At 54.3% G+C, this 23,138-nt stretch carries 15 protein-coding genes; 14 read left to right on the plus strand and 1 reads right to left on the minus strand.

Annotated features, from left to right (window positions below):
• Positions 1-103 precede the first annotated feature (103 nt).
• The 8 genes from MHI42_RS24590 (at position 104) to MHI42_RS24625 (ending at position 12,498) form a co-directional block, all read left to right on the plus strand.
• On the plus strand, positions 104-2,380 hold the full coding sequence (locus tag MHI42_RS24590; protein WP_342420919.1) for a PAS domain S-box protein: 2,277 nt from the start codon (positions 104-106) through the stop codon (positions 2,378-2,380).
• A gap of 496 nt (positions 2,381-2,876) precedes the next feature.
• Positions 2,877-3,953, plus strand: a complete 1,077-nt coding sequence (locus tag MHI42_RS24595) for a bifunctional 3-deoxy-7-phosphoheptulonate synthase/chorismate mutase (RefSeq protein ID WP_342420920.1) — start codon at positions 2,877-2,879, stop codon at positions 3,951-3,953.
• Positions 3,954-4,150: 197 nt separating this feature from the next.
• On the plus strand, positions 4,151-5,605 hold the full coding sequence (locus MHI42_RS24600) for a SulP family inorganic anion transporter (protein WP_281365894.1): 1,455 nt from the start codon (positions 4,151-4,153) through the stop codon (positions 5,603-5,605).
• Positions 5,606-5,853: 248 nt separating this feature from the next.
• A complete protein-coding gene (locus tag MHI42_RS24605) occupies positions 5,854-7,563 on the plus strand; it encodes a methyl-accepting chemotaxis protein (protein ID WP_342420921.1) in 1,710 nt (569 codons plus the stop codon).
• A gap of 127 nt (positions 7,564-7,690) precedes the next feature.
• Positions 7,691-8,368, plus strand: coding sequence for a deoxyribose-phosphate aldolase (gene deoC / locus MHI42_RS24610; protein ID WP_342420922.1), 678 nt, complete (start codon positions 7,691-7,693; stop codon positions 8,366-8,368).
• Between the two features lie 568 nt (positions 8,369-8,936).
• On the plus strand, positions 8,937-9,104 hold the full coding sequence (locus MHI42_RS24615) for a hypothetical protein (RefSeq protein ID WP_342420923.1): 168 nt from the start codon (positions 8,937-8,939) through the stop codon (positions 9,102-9,104).
• A gap of 255 nt (positions 9,105-9,359) precedes the next feature.
• Positions 9,360-10,655, plus strand: a complete 1,296-nt coding sequence (locus MHI42_RS24620; RefSeq protein WP_042140043.1) for a homocysteine synthase — start codon at positions 9,360-9,362, stop codon at positions 10,653-10,655.
• Positions 10,656-11,436: 781 nt separating this feature from the next.
• Positions 11,437-12,498 carry a hypothetical protein gene (locus tag MHI42_RS24625; protein ID WP_342420924.1) on the plus strand — a complete coding sequence of 354 codons (1,062 nt, stop codon included), beginning with the start codon at positions 11,437-11,439 and terminating at the stop codon, positions 12,496-12,498.
• A gap of 1,534 nt (positions 12,499-14,032) precedes the next feature.
• Here the strand turns inward: MHI42_RS24625 and MHI42_RS24630 are convergent.
• A complete protein-coding gene (locus MHI42_RS24630) occupies positions 14,033-14,833 on the minus strand; it encodes a polysaccharide deacetylase family protein (RefSeq protein WP_342420925.1) in 801 nt (266 codons plus the stop codon).
• A gap of 651 nt (positions 14,834-15,484) precedes the next feature.
• On the opposite strand from MHI42_RS24630, the gene MHI42_RS24635 reads away from it, so the two are divergent.
• The 6 genes from MHI42_RS24635 to MHI42_RS24660 all read left to right on the plus strand — a co-directional run bounded on the left by MHI42_RS24635 (position 15,485) and on the right by MHI42_RS24660 (position 23,104).
• Entirely contained in the window at positions 15,485-16,549 is a 1,065-nt protein-coding gene (locus MHI42_RS24635) for a glycoside hydrolase family 88 protein (protein ID WP_342420926.1), read from the plus strand.
• The gene (locus tag MHI42_RS24640; RefSeq protein WP_342420927.1) at positions 16,542-17,567 is read left to right on the plus strand and encodes an SGNH/GDSL hydrolase family protein; all 1,026 of its coding nucleotides are present in this window, start codon (positions 16,542-16,544) and stop codon (positions 17,565-17,567) included. The genes MHI42_RS24635 and MHI42_RS24640 overlap by 8 nt, the downstream gene beginning before the upstream one ends.
• Positions 17,568-17,758: 191 nt before the next feature.
• On the plus strand, positions 17,759-18,688 hold the full coding sequence (locus MHI42_RS24645) for an ABC transporter permease subunit (RefSeq protein WP_042243556.1): 930 nt from the start codon (positions 17,759-17,761) through the stop codon (positions 18,686-18,688).
• Between the two features lie 12 nt (positions 18,689-18,700).
• Positions 18,701-19,576 carry a carbohydrate ABC transporter permease gene (locus MHI42_RS24650; RefSeq protein WP_342420928.1) on the plus strand — a complete coding sequence of 292 codons (876 nt, stop codon included), beginning with the start codon at positions 18,701-18,703 and terminating at the stop codon, positions 19,574-19,576.
• Between the two features lie 57 nt (positions 19,577-19,633).
• A complete protein-coding gene (locus MHI42_RS24655; protein ID WP_342420929.1) occupies positions 19,634-21,298 on the plus strand; it encodes an extracellular solute-binding protein in 1,665 nt (554 codons plus the stop codon).
• 30 nt (positions 21,299-21,328) lie between these two features.
• Positions 21,329-23,104 (plus strand): hypothetical protein, encoded by a 1,776-nt coding sequence (locus tag MHI42_RS24660; protein ID WP_342420930.1) that lies wholly within the window; start codon positions 21,329-21,331, stop codon positions 23,102-23,104.
• Positions 23,105-23,138: the final 34 nt, after the last annotated feature.

Raw genomic sequence — 23,138 nt, forward strand, 5'->3', positions numbered from 1 at the left:
CGACATAATTATTTGACTTTCGCCCGGATATGCAAGATATTTATAGTACAGATTTGATATATAATAATTGCATTTATCACTCCACAAACGGGCGGTGGAATTTATGCTAAGACAGTATACGGAGGCTTCTTCTCCATTCGAACAGGCATTCAAAAAGGGGACTGCCGGAGTCGCATTTCTCTCCATTTCCGAAGAATGGACTAGTATGAATCCGGCGGTAACCCTGTTGCTCGGATACACGGAAGAACGATTGCTGGGACATGGCTTCACGGAGTTTCTGTCTGAAGATTCCCTGGAGATACATAGGCAAAAGATGGGGACTCTAAAAGCGGGAGAGGTTCCCTTTTTTGAATGCGAACTGAATTTCCGGCATGCAGACGGCTCTGAAGTTGCAGTACTGCTGCATGTTTCTCTGATTAGCGAGCCTTCTACTGGCATGGGCTTGTATTATATCGTTCATCTGGCCGGATTGCCGCACCCGGAAGCTAAGTCCATGGATGAACTTCCGGCACCGCCAGATGAGCTGTACCGCCTGATCGCAGCCAATATTAGAGACATTGTATATTATGCTACCCCGGATGGTATCTGCAGATACTGTTCTCCTTCGATTGTGGAAGTACTCGGGTATAAGCCTGAGGAATTAATCGGCTGTGATATCCGCGGACTGGTTCACCCCGGGGATATGGAGTTTATGAGTGGACCGCAGGCGGCTGAGCTTCAGAGTGTGCAGCTGCGGATTCTTCATAAGGACGGGCGGTATCTCTGGATTGAATTCACGCTGCGGATTGTGGAAGACAACGGGAGCTGGAGCGTGCTTGCCGTAGGCCGTGATGTGACACAGCGCAAGATTATGGAGCAGAAGCTGCAGGAATCGGTAGAGCGGTATACCTCGCTGAAGAAATATAACCATGATGCGATTATTTCCCTGGATCTGGAAGGTAACATTATCAACGGGAATGAGAAGGCCGTACAGCTGACAGGGTACACAATTCCTGAGCTGGTGGGAATGAGTGTCGGCCGGATTATCGGGAATCACCATCTTCACGACGTGATCAGCTTCTGCCAGAAGAAGGGTTCCATGGAACGGAATATCGACCTCATCTGGCATAAGGACGGACATTCGGTGGAGGTGCTGACAACCCTTGCCCCTATCATTATCAACAATGAGACGGTGGGCTTTTATATTATCGTCAAGGATATTACCGAGCAGAAGAAGCTGCTGATCGCCAAAGAAACCGCCGAGAATACGAACCGGGCCAAAAGTGAGTTCCTGGCTATGATGAGCCATGAAATCCGCACGCCGATGAACGGGGTGATCGGGATGACCGATCTGCTGCTGGACCTCAGTGATCCGGATTCCCAGCAAAGGGAGTACCTGGAAATCATCCGCCAGAGCGGAGAATCCCTGCTGAATATCATTAACGATATTCTGGATCTGTCCAAGATTGAGGCGGGCAAAACCTCATTGCATGAAGAACCGTTTGTCCTTCAGCACTGCATGGAGTCTGCTCTGGAGCTGCTGCAGCTTAAAGCGGAGAATAAGGGCCTCGCCATCCAGGTGGAAGTGGGTCCGGATGTGCCTGCTGATCTGATCGGGGACGGAGAACGCTTGAAGCAGATCCTGATCAATCTGGTCGGAAATGCAGTGAAGTTCACTCACACAGGCGGGGTAAAAGTCGGCGTGCAAAGGGTACGTGGAGAAGAGACTGCTGATGGGGTAACACTGCAATTTACAGTGGCGGATACAGGAATAGGCATTCCGGAGGATGCCCGCAGCCGGTTGTTCGAGCCGTTCTACCAGCTGGATCATTACATGAGCCGCAAACATGAAGGAAGTGGTCTGGGGCTGGCGATCAGCAAGCAGCTGGTTGAAATGATGGGAGGCAGGATTCAGCTGGAGCCGCAGACCGGGCAGGGGGCAACCTTTGTATTTACGGTGGTGCTCCGGACCGAGAAGCAGGCCCTGACCGCTGAGGGGGCGGAGCCGGGCCTGCTGAGTCCGCAGCAGCTGAACCGTTCTTTGCGCATCCTGGTGGCTGAAGACAATGTCATTAATCAGCTTGTGCTGCGCACAATTCTGGAGAAGCGCGGGTTCGCCGTGGATGTTGCGGAAGACGGGCTGCAGGTAGTCGAGATGGTCACTCAGCGCAGCTATGACCTGATCTTCATGGATGTGCAGATGCCCGGCATGAACGGCCTGGAGGCCACGTCGAGAATCAGGCAGACGCAGCCGGCGGACTCGCAGCCGGTCATTATTGCCGTAACGGCGAATGCACTCAAAGGCGACCGTGAATTATGCATTGACGCCGGAATGGACGAGTATATCAGCAAGCCGCTGAGAAGCGAGACGATAGTGAATGTTATCGGAAAATTCTTTTAATCAGCGGGCAGTCTTCCGTCTATTCATCAATGAGTAACGTTGTTGCGTTAAAGCTGTAATGCGTCACTCTGACATCTTGCATGTGGAAGTCATTTTGATTAAGATAGCAGAAACCGGTGCATAAGACGCACCGATATACCATTAAATGACAATGACGAAGAGAGTAAGCACTTTATAGCGGATCTTAACAGGGAAGGTGTGCCGGAGACTGAGAGCACCCTCATTTGACGCTTAGTGCTGAAGTTCACTTCCGAGTCGGCCCCTGAAGTACACTGCTGCAGCAGGTATGAGTAGGGAGGCCCGCTTCCAGCGTTAACGGGTGTAAGACAGAGTTAATCCGGTCCGGGATGAGGTAACAGCTTTCCGGGTGCTGACGCGTCAGCAGGATTCATCTCTAAATAAGGGTGGTACCACGGCTCCTCGTCCCTTGCGACGGGGGGCCTTTTTGCGTTCGTTCATAGGATTAACTATTAACTACTAAAGGGAGTGTCAGGAAATGAGTAATGTGGAATTGGATAAGCTGAGAGCACGGCTTGATGAAATTAACGGACAACTGCTGGAGCTGATCTCGGAGCGTGCGGAAATCGTTCAGGAAATCGGAGTGCTTAAGGAGAAGCAGGGTGTGCCGAAGTTCGATCCTGAACGCGAGAAAGCCATGCTGGATAAGCTGGTAGCAAGCAACAAGGGACCGTTCACCAGCGGCACGATCCGTACCCTGTTCAAGCAGATTTTCTCTGCTTCACTGGATCTGCAAAGCACGGAGCATAAGAAGTCCCTGCTGGTAGCCCGGAAAAATCACGCCGAAGATACAGTAATTACCCTTCCGGGTAATGTAACCGTCGGCGGATTATCTTCGCTGATGGTTGCCGGACCCTGCTCGGTGGAGAGTGAGCTGCAGACCCGTACAGTTGCCGCTGCCCTGCAGAAGGCAGGAGTGAAGGTGATGCGCGGCGGAGCCTTCAAGCCCCGTACCTCCCCGTATGATTTCCAGGGACTTGGGATGGATGGCCTGAGAATTCTGCGTGAAGCGGCGAATGAATACGGGCTTCTGACCATCAGTGAAATTGTAGATCCTCGTCATATTGAAGAGGCCCTTGATTATGTCGATGTTATTCAGGTCGGTGCACGGAATATGCATAACTTCGAACTGCTCAAAGCGGTAGGGGAAGTGAACAAGCCGGTATTGCTGAAGCGTGGTTTGTCGGCGACACTGGATGAATTCGTCCATGCGGCAGAATACATTATGTCCCGGGGCAACATGGAGATCATACTGATTGAACGCGGCATCCGTACCTATGAGAAAGCGACCCGCAATACGCTGGATATTTCGGCAGTGCCGATTCTCAAGCAGGAATGCCATCTGCCGGTGCTGGTCGATGTGACCCATTCCACCGGACGCAAGGATATCCTGATCCCATGTGCCAAAGCCGCACTTGCCGCCGGAGCCGACGGCATCATGGTGGAAGTGCACCCCGATCCGGCAACCGCCTTATCGGATGCGGCGCAGCAGCTTAATATTGAAGAGTTCAATACTTTCTTCAATGAAGTGAAAGCATCCGGGCTGTACCGTTAATTTTAATATCTAGAGTTCAGGCGAAAATAGCAGGATCGGCGAGAACGGGGCAGGAAGTAGCGCTTACAAGCACAGGTTGGACTTTTGTGGAGGTTAAGGCGGGTCAGGTACAATAAGAAGCACTGGCGGTGCACCGGCCCCGGGCTCTATGGAAGAGCCTATAACCTTATAACAAGACACAGGAGGAGCAGCACAATTTGAAGCAGTCAAGCTTATACAACAACGGTTGGTTTTCCAACACACGGAGCGACATTCTGTCAGGTATGACCGTGGCGATTGCCTTAATCCCTGAAGCGATTGCTTTCTCCATCCTCGCCGGCGTAAGCCCGATGGTTGGATTGTACGCATCTTTCTGTATTGCTATTGTGACGGCCTTTGCCGGCGGAAGACCGGGCATGATCTCGGCCGCAACCGGGGCGATGGCGCTGTTGGTCGGCAGCCTGGTGATTTCACACGGAATTGAGTATTTGTTCGCGGCCACCGTACTGGCGGGAATCTTTCAGATTCTAATGGGGATGCTGAAGCTGGGCAGATTCATCACGTTCCTGCCGCAGCCGGTAATGACCGGCTTCGTCAACGCATTAGCCATTCTTATCTTTATGGCCCAGCTGGTGCATTTTGAAGGACAGGGCTGGATTATGTATGCGCTGGTGGCACTTACACTGGTCATCATTTATACGGTTCCGCGGATCACGAAGGCTGTCCCTTCAGCACTTGTAGCGATTATCGCAGTTTCCGTACTCAGTATTGTTCTTAATCTGGATGTAAGAACCGTAGGCGATATGGGCACCATTACTTCGGCTCTGCCGGTGTTCCATCTGCCGGATCTTCCCTTCACGCTGGATACACTGCTGATCATTCTGCCCTATTCACTGTCTCTCGCTGTAGTCGGATTGCTGGAATCCCTAATGACCGCAACGCTGATTGATGATATTACCGGCACCGGCAGTGACAAGAACCGGGAAGCGAAGGGACAAGGCCTGGCTAATATCGTGACCGGCTTCTTCGGCGGGATGGCAGGCTGTGCAATGATCGGCCAGTCGATGGTTAATATGAAATCGGGCGGACGTACACGGCTGTCTACTTTTGTATCGGGGATCTTTCTTTTGTTCCTGATTCTCGTCCTGGGCGATGTGGTTAAGCAGATTCCGATGGGCGCCTTGGTCGGTGTTATGATCATGGTCTGTATCAGCACCTTCGAGTGGGGTTCACTGAAGACTTTAGCCAAGGTGCCGCTCAGCGATGCGCTGGTCATGATCGTTACGGTAGTCACCGTGGTAGTGACGGATAATCTGTCGATCGGCGTACTGTTCGGTGTTCTGCTGAGCGCTTTGTCTTTTGCCTGGAAAATGGCTTCAATAAAGCTCAGTGTCCATACGACGGCATCTGTAACTACTTACAAAGTATCGGGCCAGCTGTTCTTCGGTACAACCAGTCATTTCGTGCATGAATTTATGTATGAGAGTGATCCGGGGCAGGTGATTATCGACTTCTCCCATTCTCATGTGTGGGATCAGTCGGCGGTGGGAGCCATTGCCAAAACGCTGGACAAATATGCGGCACTCGGCAAAAAGGTAACGATTACCGGATTAAATGAAGAAAGTGCCCGGCTGGTGAAGCGGATCGGCCTGGGCTTGTCGGGCGGGCATTGAAGGATAAAGGTATTGAGGCTGTCTTTGGAGCTGTTATGGCTTCAGAGGCAGTCTCTTTTTTTGTAATATCTTTTGCGGCAGGAAAAAGGATTTTCGAAAAATTTGTCGAAATTTTCCGGTAGAGGGACATTTGTCATTGCATGTTCAGGAATGACCCTACTTTAACAACGCAATTGCCGTGCGCGAAAGGGAAGGCCTTCATGTTTTCTTTTATCCGAACAAGACTTATTGCCCGTATCCTCTGTATCATGACTGTAGTCATTCTATGTATCACGGCAGGGAACATTGCGATTCAGCGGGCGAACACCGGATCAGCGGTGAAAGGGACGATCAGCAGTTACAACATGAGTATTGCCAGCCATTATGTTACGCAGATTGATGCCGGCCGTTACAGCGAGTTCCTGGCCGATCCCCGGGAATCGGATCTGTATTGGTCGCTCCGCAATGAACTGGATCAGTTCCGGGTGTCGATCGGTGCCCGTTATGTATACTTTGTCAGGATCGATGAAGCCAATCAGCCGCAGCTGATGATTGACGGCAGACCGGAGGGGGACCCGCTGGCTTCGCAGATTAATGAAATTACAGATATGCCGGCTGCTGCAGTTGAGGCGGTCCTTGCCGGAGAGAATGCGAGTACGCCGCTGATCATGAATCCTGAATACGGGGATTATATCTCGGCATTTGTACCGGTGAAAGGGGCTGACGGGGCTCTGATCGGGGCGCTGGGCATTGACACCGACGTCGCTGTCCTTAGCAGCCTGACCCGTGACGTCCTGATCCAAAGTCTGCCTCTCTATGGTATTATTCTCGCCTTATCCCTGGCCGCTTTGGCGGTGCTGGCCTGGTTTGTATCCCGGTCCTTGCGTCCTCTGGGGACGATCACGGAGAGTGCGGGCACCATGGCCAGGGGCGAATTGGCTGAGGCCGCGCGGATTCTGAATGCCCGTCCGGTTAAGTCCCGTGATGAGATTGGAACGGCTTATCAGGCGATGCTTCAGATGTCAGGAGATCTGAATGCAAGAGTGAGAGGGATGGTGTCTGGTGTGTCCACGGCATCCGATTCTCTCTACGGCTCCTCCGAGACATTCGCCAGGAATGCCGATGATGTGCTGAAGATGAGTGAGGCCGTCAACGGGAGAATAGGCGACATCTACGCCGGGGCCCATTCACAGACTGAAGGGGCGCAGAGCAGCGCTGTGGCAATGGATGAGATGGCGCAGGGGATTTCGCGCATTTCGGCAGCTTCGGCCACTGTCTCCGAATTCGCGGTCAGGGCTCTGGATATCGTGGAGTCCTCCCAGAACGCCATGAACCACACAAATCAGCAGATGAAGTCGATTTCCGTATCTACCGGCCATACTCTGGATATCGTGCTGCTGCTGCAAGGCTATGCGAATGAAATCGAGGGCGCGCTGGCTTCGATCAGGCAGTTCGCCGATCAGACGAAGCTGCTTGCGCTGAATGCCTCGATTGAGGCAGCGCGCGCGGGAGAACACGGGCGAGGCTTCACTGTCGTAGCCGGAGAGGTACGGAAGCTGGCGGAGGGTTCTGCGGCTTCTGTCGAGCAGGTTGCCGATTTACTGATTCATATCGGCAATGCCTCGGCAAGCATCGGTACGCAAATGACGGACGCTTCCCATGAAGTCAGTGAAGGTGTGCGGATGTCTGCCGAAGCAGAAGCTGCGCTGCTGGAAGCCTCGGCCGCTTTTCGTGAGGTGGCCGGACAGATTGTCGATATGTCGGCGACGGCAGAGCAGCTGTCAGCAGGCACAGAGGAGGTTGCTGCAACGGTGGGCAGCATGGCTTCCATTGCCGGAGGCGTCTCGGAGCAGACAAGGCAGATCCGTGAGCTGACCGGTCAACAGCTGGAGAAGATCAAAGAAGTGTACGAGGCTTCGATGATGATCAGCGCGAATACGGGCGACTTGCGGGAGGCTATCCGGCAGGTAAAGGTATAAGCGGCGATTCGAGTGTTGATCGGGCGTAGTGACAGGTGTTCGCTCTCCGGCTTTCCAAAGTGTTCGACTATTGGTATGATTACAAGGAATGCGAACATCTACTACCGATTACATGGAGGAATTAATAATGAGTGAAACTACAATATCCGGAATTATTGATCATACGCTGCTGAAGGCGGATGCCCGTAAAGACGATATTATCAAGCTGGCTGAGGAAGCCAAAGCATACAAATTCGCTTCGGTCTGCGTGAACCCGGCCTGGGTGTCCACGGCCTATGCAGTGCTGAAGGATACGCCGGAAGTTAAAGTATGTACAGTGATCGGGTTCCCGCTGGGATCGTCCACACCGGAAACCAAAGCCTTTGAAACCACCGATGCGATTGCTAACGGTGCCGGCGAAGTAGATATGGTTATCAATATCGGCGCACTGAAAGACGGCAATGACGAGCTGGTGAAACGTGATATCGCCGCAGTGGTTGAAGCGGCCCGCGGTAAAGCGCTGACCAAAGTCATCATTGAGACCTGCCTGCTGACCGATGAAGAGAAGGTCCGCGCCTGTAAGCTCGCTGTAGAAGCGGGGGCAGACTTCGTGAAGACTTCGACCGGCTTCTCCACGGGTGGTGCTACGAAGGAAGATATCGCACTTATGCGGGCAACAGTTGGACCAACTATCGGCGTTAAGGCATCCGGCGGTGTGCGCAGTGCGGAAGACGCACTCGTTATGGTCGGAGCAGGCGCAACCCGGATCGGGACAAGCGGCGGCGTAGCCATTGCCAAAGGTGAACAAAGTCAGAGCAGCTACTAAATACAACTCAGCTATGCACAGAAAAGGCTGTGGCCTCCTGGATTTCAGGGAGGCCGCAGCCTTTTCGTTTCTGTAAAGGGGATTATAATAGTTGTCTGGTTATCTGTTGTAGATAAGCTGAATATGAAATGGGGCGCCGAGAGTTAGGTGAGTGGGCTGAGTGTGGGGAAATAAAGGGATAAATCCCTCTGAATCAGCCGGAAGTGGGTTGAGCGCCGGGATTAAAGGGATAAATCCCTTTGAATTGGCCGGAAGTGGGCTGAGCGGCGGGATTAAAGGGATAAATCCCTCTGAATCTCCGGAAGTAGGATGAGCGCCGGGATTAAAGGGATAAATCCCGCTAAATTGGCCGAAAGTGGGCTGAGCGGCGGAAATAAAGGGATAAATCCCTCTGAATCAGCCGGAAGTAGGTTGAGCGGCGGGATTAAAGGGATAAATCCCACTAAATTGGTCGAAAGTGGGCTGAGCGGCGGGATTAAAGGGATAAATCCCTCTGAATCAGCCGGAATTTTGCTGTACTGCAGCGTGCCCCCCTTATAAAAGGACGCTAACGCTTCGCTGGGAGGAAATGAGGGCTGTTAGCGCACCTGATATCACCGGACGCTACCCTCTGCTCCCGAAGCATATGCTTAAACGCCTGCGCAACTCCTATGACGGGGAAGGCAGACTGATTGAACACAGCATCGGCTGCTATAACACGGCGCTTCATCGTTATACGGTAAGTTACGACACCTGAAGCTGGGTCGAAATAAGGGTGGATTTATCACAAGAAATTGTAGACGGGTACCGTTATTCTCCGACTCTCGCTGCTTGCGGCGGGATTTTTTGTTGCGGCCCGGGAAACAGGCTTGAATTATCCCATAATTAAACAAATAAAACATAGGGAAATAATGAGAATTTTATCTTTCCAAATGACATGGTTTGTGAGAGAATAGGTACAATTCTTAATTGTTAACCTTTGCCATTATACCTTTAGAGGAGGAAATACCCCATGTCAGAAGAGCGCAAGCTGTCATTTGAAACCTTAACCGTCCACGCAGGCCAGGAGATTGATCCAACTACTTTAGCCCGTGCTGTACCGCTGTATCAGACCACATCCTACGGTTTCCGTGATGCAGAGCATGCTGCCAATCTGTTCGCGCTTAAGGAATTCGGCAACATCTATACCCGGCTGATGAACCCGACCACCGATGTATTCGAACAGCGCCTTGCCGCGCTGGAGGGCGGGGCGGGTGCGCTTGCGACAGCTTCCGGAGCAGCGGCTATTTCCTTCTCTATTCTGAATATTGCCGGTGCAGGGGATGAGATTGTTTCCTCTGCGAGCCTGTATGGCGGGACGTATAATCTGTTCTCTACGACGCTGCCCAAACTGGGGATTAAGGTGCATTTTGTTGATTCGGACAATCCGGAGAACTTCCGGGCAGCGATTACGGACAAAACCAAAGCGCTCTATGCCGAAACCATCGGCAATCCGCAGGGTAACGTGCTGGATATCGAAGCAGTGGCGGCTATCGCCCATGAGCACGGGATTCCGCTGATTGTCGATAATACCTTCCCAAGCCCGTACCTGCTGCGTCCGATTGAACACGGGGCAGATATAGTAGTGCATTCGGCTACCAAATTCATCGGCGGCCACGGCACCTCGATCGGCGGAATTATTGTGGACGGCGGCAAGTTTGACTGGAAGGCAAGCGGCAAGTTCCCCGGCCTGACGGAACCGGACCCAAGTTATCATGGGGTAGTCTACACTGAAGCTGTAGGACCCATTGCCTATATCATAAAAGCACGCGTACAGCTCCTTCGTGACCTCGGCGCGGCGATCTCGCCTTTCAACTCCTGGCTGCTGCTGCAGGGACTCGAAACGCTGCATTTGCGTCTGGAACGCCATAGCCAGAATGCACTCAAGGTAGCCCAGTATCTCGAAGCGCATGATTCTGTAGAGTGGGTAAGCTATGCCGGGCTGCAGAGTCATCCTTCCTATGAGCTGGCGAAGAAATATCTGCCCAAAGGCCAGGGTGCCATCCTAACCTTCGGAATCAAAGGCGGAGCAGCGGCAGGCGTCAAGCTGATTGAGAATGTGAAGCTGTTCTCCCATCTGGCTAATGTCGGTGATTCCAAGTCGCTGATCATTCATCCGGCAAGCACTACGCATCAGCAGCTGTCAGACGAAGAGCAGATTACAGCCGGGGTTACTCCGGAGCTGCTGCGCTTGTCCATCGGTACAGAGTCGATCGATGATATCCTCTACGATCTGGAGCAGGCGATCGCTGCCAGCCAGCAGCCGTAAATTAAAGTATCGTCCCACGATTTCCAAGGGGATAAGGATGTACAGTATAATACTGCTATGTTTTAATCTGAGGGCACAATTCAATTGAATTGTGCCTTTTTCTCTCCGGTTACTGTACTGAAAATAAGCTCCTTTTCATTGTTCCATTGGGGATAGCCGATTCCCAGGACCTGTTCTGGTGTAAGAAATAGGAACTTTCCCCTAAAGTAACTACACGATATTTAACGATAACAGTTTGGGTCTGTTCAGGAGATTTGAGCAAACTGTAATGGTATTCCGTCACAGCATTCCATAAGACATAGGCAACAAGAATCACGGTGAATAAAGGGATTAATAAAATAAGAATGATGTAGAACCCGGGTGACTTCAAATAAGGGACGAAATCATATCCGAACATTTGGAGCGCTGACAGCAGAACAATATTGGATATAAGCAAAAACAGGAGTACAAGCAACCGCCTATTTTTAATAAGGTTATCGTCTGATTGCATAAGCTCCTCCAGCGTAGTATTTATCGAGATTACTAACAAATGGAAAAAGTGAGGAATGAGAAAACACTAACCCAGAATAGTATAAGTGCGGTTGGCGGGAAAAGGGAATGGTTCCGTATTTTAAATCAGTAAAATCACAGGTTTATAGGGCTGCGCCGCATTCATTTGATACCGTTTGCATATTTCGGGATCTTTGCCAGTATTTATAGATTGAAGCATCGTAAAATGCCGGTGGCATCGCCATAAGGGGAGCAGCGCCGGCAGCAATCCAAAGTTAAAAAGGTGGGTGCGATGATGAAAGGTGAACGTCAGCAGGATCAGAATCAAAATAATGAGGAGCGCCCGTTCAAGTATAATGCCGGCGACCGGACTATTGGCATGGAGATGAGCCAGTCTGCATCTGTAGCTTCCGCTGCAGCGGAATTTCTTACCGACGGGGAGCGGCGTAAGAGTAACGGGAACATGAGCCGGACCTATTTCCGCCGTCCGGGTGAACGTCCGGCTTTTCTGGTGCTGCGCGACGGATTGGGCGACCGTTCCCTTCTTCGGGAGGAGCCCGGCATTTACCCTGCTGGTCCCTGTCTGATCCGCAGCGAAGAATGGCTGCTGGAGCCGGAGCTTGCCGCACTCTATTCGAGCTGGATGTCCTGCGGGGATGAGGGGCAGGCCGAGCGTATCCTGCAGCGGATTTATTACCGGCTGCGGGCTGCCGCTGGCGCGCTTCTGGAGTCGGCGGACGGTGTCTGGGCCGCAGTAGCTCTGCCCTATACGCCGGAGCTTGCCGTTCGCCCGGCAAGACTGGCCGCGCTGCAGGATGCGCAGCTTGAAGCGCTGTTCGCCGCGGTGGCGGAGAGCCAGCGGCTGGGCGGCGACAGCCGCGTGGACCTGCTGGCGCCGTACCCCGCCAGCGCAGCCGAATTCGCGGCACAGCGCGAATTCATTGAGGGCGTGGCCGAGCAGACCCTCGGCCACGCTTACGCGGCAGCGTGCCGCATCGGGGCGCTTCTGCTCCCCGATGTGGGGCGCGCTGCCGCGGGGGAAATCGCGCGCATCGCCGATTTCCTGGTGCTGGACGGCGCGGCCGGTGAAGCCGCGCTGGAGGAGAGCGCCGCCGAGGGCTTCGCCAAGGCGGCGGCTGAGGTGTTAGCCGCCGTGCGCCGGGTGAAGCCGGCGGCGGCCGTGCTCGCCGCGGGGGCACCGGCGGCGTACGCGCTGGCCGATCTGTATCAGATCGGCCTGAGCGGAATCTTCTGCAGCGCGGCCCAGCGGACCGAAGCGCTGCTCCGGGCGGCCTGCCTGACGTGGATCGCCCGGCAGGACAATATAGATGCTGCCGCCGGAGGATGGCAGTAGCAGCCGGTTAGACCGGTTGTGCCCAATCTATCCATGCTGCTCATCTCACTCAAACTGCTGCTAACGCCATAAGCATCCCCACTGTCACGCGCCGATAATCAGGCCTCTGCTGCTCACAGCCGCGAATCCATATGAATCACTCGCCGTGTTCAATCTGTTACGGCGAGCTATAAGTATCTGCACTATCAAGCGCGCCGTGAATCTAGCTATGCCGCCAGCCGGCATCACTACCCTTACCGTAGACCCTCAGTGCCTAAGCGCATCTACTATAATAATAACCCGATTCCACCAGCCGTTCAGGCTGTGTTGGAATCGGGTTTTATTATGTTCACAGAAAGAAGGGGATAAGGGGCACTTAGGTATAAGGGAATCCCGCTATCCTGCGACTTAAGCTCAAATCAGCATCTGCTTCAGTCCAACCAGGTGTGCAACTCGAGTTCTGGCTGAATGAAGTAGATATTAATAGACTTAGCTAAATCTAACCACGTTTGTGGCAGAAATCCGGCAGCTGAGACTTTAACTGTAACTACGACTGGGACTTTAACTGTAACTGTAACTGTAACTGTACCTACGATTGTACCTACGATTGTACCTATGACTGTAACTATGACTGTAGCTATGACTGTAGCTATGACTGTAACTACGACTACGACTACGACTACGACTACGACTATAACTATAACTATAACTTTAACTGTGACTGTGACTGTAACTATGACACAACTAGTGCGGTTAATAGCCGGTTTTATTACGAATGCGTTACCGTGTGCGTTTACTACTGAAATCCTGCACTAAATACAACATTCTCCGCGTTAAATCGGCTATAACTATGGATTGTTGTATGAAATACAACATTTCTCATCCCCCAAGCCGCTCAGCGAGAGAATTCTTGTATTTTGTACAACAATCCTCTCAAACACCCAGGAATTAATGAATCAAAGTTGCAATTTATACAACAATTTCTCCTTACCGCGCCAGCAACCGTATCTGTGCTCACGCCCCCGGCCGCGCCAGCAACCGTGTCTGTGCCCACGCCCCTGGTCGCGCCAGCAACCGTGCCTGTGCCCGCGCCCCCGGCCGCGCCACAGCCGTGCCTGTGCTCACGCCCCCGGCCGCGCCAGCAACCGTGCCTGTGCTCACGCCCCCGGCCGCGCCAGCAACCGTGCCTGTGCTCACGCCCCCGGCCGCGCCAGCAGCCGTGCCTGTGCCCGCACCCCCGGCCGCGCCAGCAACCGTGCCTGTGCCCGCGCCCCCGGCCGCGCCAGCAACCGTGCCTGTGCCCGCGCCCCCGGCCGCGCCAGCAACCGTGCCTGTGCTCGCGCCCCCGGCCGCGCTAGCAACCGTGCCTGTGCCCACGCCCCGGCCGTGCCAGCAACCGTGCCTGTGCCCGCGCCCCCGGCCGCGCCAGCAACCGTGCCTGTGCCCGTGCTCCCGGCCATGCCAGCAACCGTGCCTGTGCCCGCGCCCCCGGCCACGGCCACGGGCGAATGCTCATAAGCCATGGATCGGCTCCCTAACATACCCACAGCAATTCCTAACCCAGCTGCACCGTAGCCCCTCCGGATATCCGGCAAGCCTCGTCCCCGGCGGTGATCCATACATCCACTGCTGATGGATTATAGACCATCTCCCGGGAAGCGGAGAAGCGCAGTCCTTGTACAGCGGACAAGTAGTCGGCAATCTCGATATTAGTGGCATACCAGATCTCTTCATGGCCGCCCATCATGGCGGCGAACTGCTCAAGCTCCTCCCAGTTATCATTGTCGTTGAATTCGTAGCTGTGGCCCCATACATACAAAAGCTGCATATGGGAGAACCGGGGCTGCTCCTTCAGGAACTGCTTGCCCAGCGCCAGCATGTCGCGGTGATGGCAGGTAGGATGCCAAGCCAGGAGGTTGTCCGGCAGGCTGAAGCTGCCATGGGACTTTACCGTACGTGAATATTCAATTCCCAGCGCCGGCAGAACGCTCAGCACCTGATCACTGTAATCGCCGAACGGATAGGACATGCCCCTTACGGGATAGCCCGCTATCGCTTCCAGATGTCTGCGGTCCTTCAGAATCTCTTCGGCGATGCCCTCACGCGGGGTCATGGAGAGGAAGGGATGAGTACTGGTATGTGCTGAAATTTCATGCCCCTGATAGAGCGCTGCCACTTCGTCTTCAGTGATATAGCCTTCATTGCCGAAGAACCCCGAATTCAAATGGAATGAGCCCTTCAGCCCGTGCCGGTTATGAATCTCCACAAGCCGTCTGTCGTGGATTCTTCCATCATCCCAGCTTAATGTGAGCGCTTTAGTAACGCCGCCCGGAAAAAGATCAAATTTGATTTTCATTACCTGTTAGCCTCCCTGATTTCTCTCTTATAAGACTGAACTGGAAATTTATAATTTGGGATGGATTCCCGGCTCCGTGGAGGGTTATGCCTTCCGGGCACGGTCAGTCTGCGGATTTCCTAAAAGTTAAGAATTTATAAGCTTCGCGCCATACATATTTCTTAGTTTTCCCGCTGAAACGGATGCCGTTCTTTAAAAGGACAGCGTAGCAGTTTCTACTTGATCCGCTTCTCCCCAATATAAATTTACAGGCTCAATCTATACAAGACGCACTTCAGATTTGAACTTGAAGCTTAGTCGTCACAGCGGTGAACCCTTGAACTTCCGGCCGCTACCCGCACCTATAGTTCCAAATTTCCCCTACGCTTCTTTTCGCTTTTCGTTAATTTCTGTAGTGCATCTTATCTATAGAGATGGTGAACGTGAGCATGTACTCCTCCTATTCATGTACTCCTCCTAATGATGAATACAGCCCCATCATGAACAATGCCAGAAATGAAAGCGATTAGCAAGATTCTTGTTAATGGACGGCATTCCGCCGCTTGACTACAATGGGGTGGCGAACAGGGCTAATCAGTCATCAACAGGCTTCAGGCTTCACATGCTCATGGCCCCAGGTTCAGAGCAGGACATTGCAGAAGGAGGAGCATTATGGAAGCAGTATCACGGACAGTACTTGAAGGACATATCGGCCGCGTCATTGAGCGGATGAAGGATATGAGAGGCTCCATTCAGGAAACGGCACCCATCGGCATTATCTCTATGGACAATTGGGAATGGCCGCAGGGAGTGGGGCTCTTCGCTTTATACAGCTATTACCGGGAAACCGGAGATGAAGAGATTCTGCACTATCTGACCGGCTGGTTCGACAGCAAGCTTGACGGGGGCATTCCCGTAAAAAACGTCAACACAATGTGCCCGATGCTTACCTTAAGCTATCTGGCGGAGGAGACCGGACGCGCAGATTATCTGAAGCTGTGCCGGGAATGGCTGGATTATGTGCTGAATGACATGCCCCGCACAGAGGAAGCGGGTATTCAGCATGAGGTTACCGGCAGCCCGAATCCCGGACAGCTCTGGGACGACACGCTGTATATGACGGTGCTGTTCGTAGCCCGGATGGGGATTGTACTGAAGGAAGAGGACTGCATACAGGAGAGTATCCGCCAGTTTCTCGTCCATCTCAAATACCTGACCGATCCCGCAACAGGGCTATTCTTCCACGGGTGGACCTTCGAGGGGGGCCATCACTTTGCCCGCGCGTTGTGGGCGCGCGGCAACTCCTGGTATACGGCGGGGCTGGTGGATTACCTGGAGATGGTGAAGCTGCCGCCGGGCGTGAGCAGCTTCCTGCTGTCCTCGCTGGAGCGGCAGGTACGCAAGCTGCTTGAGCTGCAGACGCCGGAAGGCGCGTGGCATACCCTGCTGGACGACAGCAGCTCCTATCTGGAGACCTCGGCTACCGCCGCTTTTGCTTACGGCATGCTGAAAGCGGTGCGGCAGGGGCTGCTGGATGAGAGCTGCCGCAAGCCTGCCCTGGCAGCTCTTCACTATGTGCTGGGCCAGATTGATGAAGAAGGGATAGTACAGGGTGTATCTTACGGAACGGGTATGGGAGCTACGCTTCAGGACTACCGCGAGATTCCGGTCTGTCCGATGCCCTACGGGCAATCCATGACGCTACTGCTGCTGGTGGAGGCGATGAAGCATGGTTGATTCCGCCATGGTCAAGGGGCTGCCGGGACTGGACCGGATTGCGTTCCATAACGTCGCTGAGCTGGAACCGGCAGCAGGAAATGGCGTGTATCTGCGCCGTGTTCCCCGCAGCGTCAGGGAGCAGCTGAATGAGCGGGGCCGGTTCATCGCCGGGGAAGCGGGCGGCTGTGAGCTTCGTTTCGTTACAGCCGCCCCGAACATCCGGGTAACCCTGTCTTTGCCGGAGGCGGATGGCTGTGTGACCGTATTCAAGGGCGGACTATTCCATTCCAGGCATGAGCTTCAGGCAGGGACCATCCGCACGCTTCAGTTAAGCGAGCCGCCGCGGCTGGCGATGGCCGCCCGCCAGCTGCTGATGGGAACGGGCTTTGCACCGGAGGTGTGGCGTATATGCTTCGGACGGTATGCCTGCGTGGTCTGCGGCATTGAGACCTTCGGTCATCCGCTCCGCCCGCCGGAGGAAGGAGAGACTCCCCGGAAGCGCTGGATTGCTTACGGCTCCTCCATTACCAACGGTGAGAACAGCAGCCTGCCGTACATCGGCCAAGCGGCAAGAAGGCTGGCTGCCGATGTGCTTAATCTGGGCATGAGCGGCTCCTGCCAGTGCGAACGGGAGATGAGTGATTTTCTTGCGGAGCAGCAGGACTGGTCGTTCATGACGCTGGAGCTGGGCGTGAATATGCGCGATCATATGCCGGCGGACGAATTCCGTGAGCGGACCGGCTATTTGCTGGACGGGCTGGTAAGCAGGCATCCGGAGAAGCCGGTGGCGGTAATTACGATTTATCCCAACTTTGCGAATTTCCCGGCCAGCGGGATTGCGGACAAGGATATCCAGTTTAACGGGATTCTGCGCAGTCACGTACAGCGCCTGTCACACCCCAAGCTGAGCCTGATTGAAGGAAGCCGGGTGCTGGATGACCTTAGCGGGCTGTCCTGTGATCTGATTCATCCCGGGGATGACGGACATATCCGGATGGGGGAGAATTTGGCCCGGGAGCTGGGCGGAATCCTCTAAACCCAGGCTGCATAAGGGTTCTGCGGCGATTAACAGGTAAACTGAATATTGCTCTAACCGTCCGGAGCGGCTATGGTGAGGACATGAAACGGCCATTTCAGATCAACAGCAACATGTTCAGAAGCAAAAACAGGCAAGCGAAAGGAGGCACCGATATGAAAGCGAATGGAGCCAGCGAAGCGGTGCTGCGGATGGATACTCTGCGGAAGACGGGAAGCAAGCGCTTCTGGCAGACCCGCCGGTTCAAGAACAATTTGCCGCTGTGGGTCATGTTCGTTCCGGTCATCGCGTTCTATATTATTTTCAAATATACGCCCATGCTGGGACTGGTCATTGCCTTCAAAAATTATACCTTCTACGAGGGGGTATGGGGCAGCCAGTGGGTCGGCATGGACAATTTCACCAATCTGTTCACCCAGGCGCAATCGGTGCAGATTATCCGCAATACGCTTGTGCTCAGTATATTGTCAGTGCTGGTCAGCTTTCCGTTTCCGATAGCGCTTGCAATTATGCTGAATGAAGTCCGGAACAAGTTTTTCAAAAAATCGGTCCAGACGCTGGTGTATCTGCCCTATTTCTTCTCCTGGGTCATTGTAGGCGGACTGGTAGTGACGATCTTTGCCCAGACCGGGGTGGCCAATGTGCTGGTCGAGAAGCTGTCCGGCAAGCCGTTTCCGTTCCTCTTCAAAGAATGGTCCTGGGTATCGATCTTCCTCGGTTCGGGAATCTGGAAGGATGCGGGCTTCAATGCGATTATCTATCTGGCTGCACTGACGTCCATTGACCCCAGCCTCTATGAAGCGGCGAGTATGGACGGAGCAGGCAAATGGAAGCAGATCCGCAACATCACACTGCCCGGGATCAGCCCGACCATTGTCATTATGCTGATTCTCGCCATGGGACGGGTGATGGAGGTAGGCTTCGACCATGTGTATGTGCTCCAGAACTCGATTGTATCGGGGATCTCCGAGGTTATAAGTACGTACATCTACGCGATTGGACTACAGGGAGGGCAGTTCAGCCTGACGGCTGCACTGGGAATGTTCGATTCCCTCGTAGCGCTGACTCTGGTGCTGATATCCAATGCCATTGCCCGGCGTTTCAATAAAGGCTTGTGGTAACAGGAGGACACTATGCAAAGTACAAAAGGTGAAAAAGTATTCTACGGCTTCAATTATCTGCTGCTGACGCTCGCAGGCATTCTCTGTCTGCTGCCGCTGCTCCATCTCGCCTCCCTGTCCTTAAGCGGCAAGGACGCGGTGCTCTCCGGTTTTGTCACCCTATGGCCGGTGGAGTTCACATTTAGCTCTTATACCATGCTCTTCGAGGGAACGCCGGTGGTGCGTGCCTTTGGCAACAGTCTCCTGATTACCCTGGTCGGTGTGGCGGCCAGCATGCTGTTCACGATCTTCGCCGCCTATCCCTTGTCCCGCCGTGATTTCTACGGAAGACGCACGCTGACGCTGGCGATTGTGTTCACGATGCTGTTTACAGGCGGCCTGATCCCGACCTATCTCGTGGTCAGCAGTCTCGGGCTGGTGGATTCCTACGCGGCACTTTGGCTGCCGGCCCTGGTCAGCACTTATAATATGATGATCATGCGTTCCTTTTTCGAGAACATTCCCGAGGAGCTGGTGGAAGCGGCCAGAATTGACGGCTCCGGCGAATGGCGGCTGCTGGCGGGGATTATTCTTCCGCTGTCCCTGCCTGTGCTGGCGACGATCGGACTCTTTTACGGCGTGTATTACTGGAACTCGTTCTTCAATGTAATGATCTATATGAACAGTCCGGAGAAAATCAATCTGACGGTGCTCATCCAGCAGATGGTGAAGAGCCAGGCCGTCCTGCAGGAGCTGAATACCATGAACTCGCAGGAGGTCGTCAATATTACACCGGAGGGCATCAAGGCCGCCGGGATTATGGTTATGGTCATTCCGATGCTGATTGTGTATCCGCTGCTGCAGCGGTATTTTGTCAAAGGTGTAACCATCGGGGCCATCAAAGGCTGATCATTGCTGCTCATATCCGTAAGTACAAGAACATCATTATAGGAGGGTCACATTCATATGTCCAAACCCATTTGGCTTAGAAAAACAACTGCTGCCGGTGCAGCATCCCTGATGCTCGCTATCGCTGTCGCAGGCTGCGGCGGCAATAATGCCGCCACGCAGGGCGGAGACTCAAACAAGGGAGATACCCCCGAGAAACGTGAGTCCATCACGGTATCTTTGTATGACCGTGGCACAGTCCCTGCAGAAGAGGGGACGATGAGCGACAACCGCTGGACGAAATGGGTCAATGAGAACGGGCCGGTGAATGTCAAATACGTTACGGTTCCGCGCTTTGAATCCCTGCAGAAGTTCAATGTGCTGTTCGCATCGAAGTCTGCCCCTGACCTGATCTTTGAATTTGATACCGCTTACCAGGGACAGCTTTACAACCAGAAGCAGCTCCTGCCGCTGGATGACCTGATTGCGGGCAGCAGTACAGAATATAAGGCGATGCTGGAGAAGTATCCGGCGCTGCGCAAGGCAGGCACGATGGCAGACGGCAAGCTGTACACGGTGGGGCGTCCGATCCAGTTCGGTCCGCAGCATTACCTGTTTATCCGCAATGACTGGCTGAAGAAGCTGAACTTAGAGGTTCCCGCTACCCCGGAGGAGCTGCTGAAGGTGGCAAAAGCGTTCACTGAGCAGGACCCGGACGGCAACGGCAAAGATGATACGCAGGGAACCGGACTCAGCTTTGTAGCCGGGATTATCCTGAACAACATGTTCGGCACCGGGTTTACGCTGTTCGGCGAAGACCAATATCCTTGGGTACTGGAGAATGACAAGGTTGTGCATGACTGGGACCGGATCAAGGCGGCAATCTCCTTCCAGAAGGAGCTGTATGCAGCGGGTGTGGTGGATAAGGACTTCGTCACCGATAAGAACGGCGAGAAGCAGAAGCAGGACTGGATCTCCGGCAAGCTGGGGATTTACGGCGGCAACGGTGCCGATGTCAGCACCTATGAGACGCTTAAGAAGAACTTCCCGGAAGCTGAGGTAATTCCGATTGCCTTGCCGACGACGGAATTCGGCCAGTTCAGTCCGACGCTGACCTCTCCGATCCAGATGACCGGGATGGTGAATGCGTCAGCCAAAGACCCTGAATCCGTGATGAAGATGATTGATTTCATGGTCACAGAGAAATACACCACCACGATTCAGAACGGTATCGAAGGCGTGCATTACAACAAGACAGCCGACGGCCGCGCTGAGGTGATCGATCCGGAGAAGAACAAGAAGGAGCTGGAATACAACCGCGATATGGGCATGCTCACTCCGCTGATCGGCAAGAATTACGGGCTGAAGAACAAGGTGAACCCTACACCGGCTGAGCAGGATTTCATCGCAATCTATGAAATGGCCGAGAAGCTGTACATGAACCCGGACCGTCCGATCGTCGGCATTACGCAAAAGGCCTTTCTGCCGCTGCTTCCGCAGGATCTGACCCAGATCAACACCAATGCGAATAAAACGATCCTCGACCGGGCCATGCAGGCCATCGTCAGCTCCGATCCGGCTTCGGTGGACCAGTTCATTGAGGAAGCCAAGGGTGTCTGGAACAAGGCAGGCGGACCCAAGGTCGATGAGTTCTATGCAACCTGGTATCAGGACAATAAAGCGGATGCCATTATGCTGAAGGATATTTATGAGATGGGCGAGCAATTGAGCGCAGTCGAATAAATGTGAATCTTAACACAGGGGGCGGCGGAGTTGAATAATCAGGTTAGACAGATTCTGGAGCAGAGCTTTGCGGCTGCCTCGGAGGATATTGTGGTCGAGGAGGGGCTGGTCCGCTATGACTGGCCGGGTCATACCCGGCAGGTTTCCAAGCTGCCGTACTGCCACGAAGCCCGGTTCTCGGCAGGGTATTATGCTTACGGCACATTGCTGGGCCGGATAGATGAGGCGGCAGGGCTGGAGATGCTTGAAGCGATTGCCGGGCTGCAGTTTACAGACCCGGAGCATGCGGATTACGGAGGGTTCCTCTGGTACCGGGAGGAGAGCGTGATTCAGGATTCCAATGCGGCGTTTTTTATCCTCATGCCGCTTGTCGTTGTACGCCTCTGTGATCCCGGTGTTTTGCCGGCCAATCACCTGGAGGTGATCCGGCGGATGTTCAGCCATGCGGCGGCCTGGTTCTCCCGGGAATGCAGGACACCGGAGCTGTTCTACCCGAACAAGACGATGAGCGACGGAGCCATGCTGCTGGCCATCGCCCACTTCCTGGGGGAGCCTGAGTATCTGCAGACCGCAACCGCTTACTTCCGCAGATGGGAAGAATATACGGTCCGCCGGGGCTGGGGCTGGGGGGAGAACATCAGCCTGGTCTATCAAGGAGTGATGATGAACGCGCTGAGGATTGCCGGTTCTGTTCTGCAGGAGCATGACCGGGAGCTCGCCGGACGGCTGTCAGAGCGGATGGATGCACTGAAGAACATTCTTGTCTTCCATGACGGGGAGGAACTGGTTCCATCCATCCGCAGCTACAACTTCCGGGGAGAGACGAAACGGCCGAGCCTGCTGTGGCCGATTGCGGGTGTGACGGGGCTGGGCCGCCTGGCGGAGCAGAAATTCTCGCTTAATGATGCGGCAACGCTGCTCCTGTTCGAAGATGATTTCCTTCAGGGAGAAGACTCTCCGTCTGCGCAGCCTGTGCCCAGGGTTCTTGAGGAGCGGATCTTCGACGCCTCCCGTTCCTATAGCTGGATCGGACAGCATACCCGTCTGGGCAGCATCAACCGCTTCCCGGTCATGCCCGGAAGCTACCAGCATCCCACCTGGGGGCTGGGCTGGCAGAGCTTCCCGGTCAGCTTCAGCGTAAGGGACCAGCAGGTGTCATATCTCCGCTGGTACGTGGATGATTCCGCTGCGGTGCGTACGCATCCGGCGGAGGATTACCGCACGGCCTATCTGATGCCTGCGCTGTTCGCAGAACCGCTGTACCCGGAGGTGGAGACACGTTCGGCCCAGCAGGGGAATGCCCTGCTGGTGGTCCGCAGTATGACCCGGCTGCATAACCGGGCAGCGGAGCTTGCGGATGAATGGGTCATCCACCGCTATGACGGAGAGATAGCGCGTGTAATGAATACAGCCGGAGACCGGGAATGGCTGGTGCTGCATTATCCGGGCTGTGCGGTGGCGGTCACGGCGCTGAGGGGTATTTGTGCCGGGGCGGAGGCGCGCGCCGCACTGCCCGTCACGGTGGTGCGGGAGGAAGGGAGGATCAGGCTCCGCCAGGTCCTCTACTCTGGTGACAGCACCGTTCTGGCGCAGCCCCGCCTGGAAGCGGGCTGGGCGGTGGTATGTCTGGACGAGGCTGCGGAAGCGGGCGATGTCCGCAGACTGCTGGATACGGTGCGGATCGATGACTACGAGACGGATGACCGTGAGGTGCCGCGGGAGCCTTGGGCCCGGGCGCGGGAGATTGTGCTGGCGGCGGGCAATCTGCCGGTGGTACAGCTCACTGTTGATCCTTACGCACCGTGACAACAGAGTTCAAGCTGATTAATGTAATGAATGA

The sequence above is a fragment of the Paenibacillus sp. FSL E2-0178 genome, from assembly GCF_038593005.1.
Lineage (GTDB): Bacteria > Bacillota > Bacilli > Paenibacillales > Paenibacillaceae > Paenibacillus_AQ > Paenibacillus_AQ phytohabitans.